Genomic DNA, 2,049 nt, shown 5'->3' with positions numbered 1-2,049 from the left:
TCAAATATCCTTTGAAAAACCCCCTTTTTAAGCTCATTTTCTGACTTCTTAAGCAAAATATCAAATTCAGTCCCTATATTTTCAACCATAGAGAGGTATTCCCTTTTTACAACCACAGAGGTAGGCTCTTTTTCAAGGGCACCTCCTATAATTTCATCTAATGGTATAAAGTTTTTGTAGGGAATAGAATTTTCTGGAATAAAATCAGGGTCTCTATCGGAAAGCTCGCAAACCCTGTGCATTACGCCAATGGTCAATTTTTTTCTGCATTTTGGGCATTTTAAATTTAGCCTCTTTGTCTCATCGGGAGAAAAGGAAATTTGGCAATTCCTATGTCCATCATAGTGATATTTTCCCTCCTCTGGGAAAAATTCCAGAGTCTTTAAAAATTTGCTCTTATCCTTATTTTTCAGAACAGAAATAATGGCGTTATAGTTTATCTCACAATTAAACACATTTGCCTCCCTTCCAATCTTTGCTGGAGAATGGGCATCAGAGTTTGAAATGAGGGTATATTTGTCAAGCATAGATAGCCTCCAATTCATTTTTGGATCCGATGAAAGCCCTGTTTCCAGACAATATATATTAGGGGATTCCTCCTTAAAGCATTCGCTTATTGAGTTAAACCCCGAATTTGCTCCAAATACAGAGAAATGTGGTGTCCAGATATGGGCTGGGACAATGAATATGCGGCTATCTATATCCAGAAGCATTTTTACTAAATCAGGAGAGGAAAGGGAAAGGGTGGGTCTTCCATCAGCAAAGAGGCTTCCATATCTTTGTAATTTTTTATTTATCCTATCGCATATCTCAAGACTTGGAGAAAAAATGATAATGTGAACCTTGACAAGCTTTTCTTTATCCTTATAGATATTGGATACCTCAGAGGTCAGGATGAATTTTACGCCATTGTGTTCAAAAAGATTGCCTTCAATTTCTTTTAAATGTGCCTTAAGGTTAGAAAGCCAGACCGGATGGGTAAAATCAGAAGAGCCTAAAAGGGAAATACCCTTTAGCTTGGCAAACCTTGCCATTTCTGGAATATCCATATCAGCGCTGGTTGCCCTGCTATATTTTGAATGAAGATGAAAATCTGCAATGAATTCCATTTGCTAATTTAAATTTTAACAAAAATTTCTTGCCAAAGCAATTTAAATGATGGTAAAATTTTATTTCTATGGATAAAGAGCAAAAAGTAGATTACGAAAAAAACAAGGGCTATTCACCCGAAGAGGGAATTTCAATCTTGCAGAAAATGGCAAAATGCAAGTTTGATGAAAGCGTGGAGGTTCATATAAGACTTGGTGTGAATCCTAAACACGCAGAGGAGCAGGTTAGGGGAACCATTGTTTTGCCAAATGGAACGGGAAAGAAGAAAAGGATTGCTGTGTTTGCAAAGGGAGAAAAACAAGATGAGGCATCTAAAAGCGGAGCTGATATTGTTGGCGATGAAGACCTTATTGAGAAAATAAGAAAGGGATTTCTCGATTTTGATGTTTGTATTTCAACGCCTGATATGATGAAATCGGTTGGAGGCTTGGGAAAGATTTTAGGTCCCCGTGGTCTTATGCCAAATCCAAAATCAGGAACAGTAACATTTGAGGTAGGAAAGGCAATTCAAGAGATTAAGAAGGGTAGAATTGAATACCGGTGTGATGAATATGGGATTGTCCATTCCTCAATTGGAAAGGTCTCTTTTGAAAAGGAGAAGCTATTGCAAAACCTTTTTACATTTATGGAAAGCATTGTAAAGGCAAAGCCAGCCGCAGCTAAGGGTCAATATATTAAAAGCATAAGCTTATCATCAACTATGGGGCCAGGCATAAAGATAGATACAAAGCTTATGAAAAAAGCATTGGGAGAGTAAATAAAAATTGCAAATTGTAAATTTTAAATTGCAAATTTTAAATTGAATATGGAAGCAAAGATGAAAAAAGGGCATATTTTAAAACAAAAGATAATGGATGAGATAAAGGATAGGATAGAAAAGAACAATACCATTATCTTAACAGATATATCTACCCTTTCGGTTGACGAGATAACAAGATT

At 36.3% G+C, this 2,049-nt stretch carries 2 protein-coding genes; one reads left to right on the top strand and one right to left on the bottom strand.

Going from position 1 to position 2,049, the window contains the following annotated elements:
- Positions 1-1,109: endonuclease Q family protein (locus AB1397_08135; GenBank protein MEW6482940.1), on the bottom strand; the 1,109-nt coding region annotated here is incomplete at its 3' end.
- A 68-nt stretch (positions 1,110-1,177) separates the two neighbouring features.
- Here AB1397_08135 and rplA point away from each other — a divergent pair.
- On the top strand, positions 1,178-1,867 hold the full coding sequence (gene rplA / locus AB1397_08130; GenBank protein MEW6482939.1) for a 50S ribosomal protein L1: 690 nt from the start codon (positions 1,178-1,180) through the stop codon (positions 1,865-1,867).
- The last annotated feature ends 182 nt before the right edge of the window (positions 1,868-2,049 follow it).

The sequence above is a fragment of the bacterium genome, assembly GCA_040756715.1.
Taxonomy (GTDB): Bacteria; UBA9089; UBA9088; order UBA9088; family UBA9088; genus JBFLYE01.
Note: the sequence above shows the minus strand (reverse complement) of the source record. Positions and strands in the feature narration are given on the sequence as shown.